Genomic DNA, 316 nt, shown 5'->3' with positions numbered 1-316 from the left:
GACCCTTTCCAGTTGGTCGCCGGCCTGTTGCAACCGGCCCAGCGCAGCAGTCATGTCCAGCATCGGTCCCTGGGCTTTGGGCTGTGCATCAGCGCTGATGAAGACGCCGCTGCCGGCACGAATAACCCCGTGCCCATCGGTGCGCAGCTCCGCGCCCTGGCCTCGGGGTTGGCGCTTGTCATCAACGACATGCCCGAGGTTCAGCTGGCTCTTACCGCTGTGCTCGGTACTGAGCTTGATGTGCTCCTCGCCACGGCTGTCGTCCATGCGCAATTTGTTATTGGCCGGGGTGCGCAGCACGTTGCGCTTGTAGTTG

1 protein-coding gene is annotated in these 316 nt (G+C 63.3%); it reads right to left on the bottom strand.

From position 1 onward, the window contains the following. The coding region (locus ACM6IP_RS26075) for a type VI secretion system Vgr family protein (RefSeq protein WP_414862614.1) at positions 1-316 on the bottom strand (316 nt) is incomplete at both ends.

Origin of the sequence: Pseudomonas sp. IT-P176 (genome assembly GCF_949767245.1) — a bacterium.
In the GTDB taxonomy this organism is placed as follows: Bacteria; Pseudomonadota; Gammaproteobacteria; order Pseudomonadales; family Pseudomonadaceae; genus Aquipseudomonas.
The sequence above is the reverse complement of the archived record's forward strand: the minus strand, read 5'-3'. Positions and strand labels throughout refer to the sequence as shown.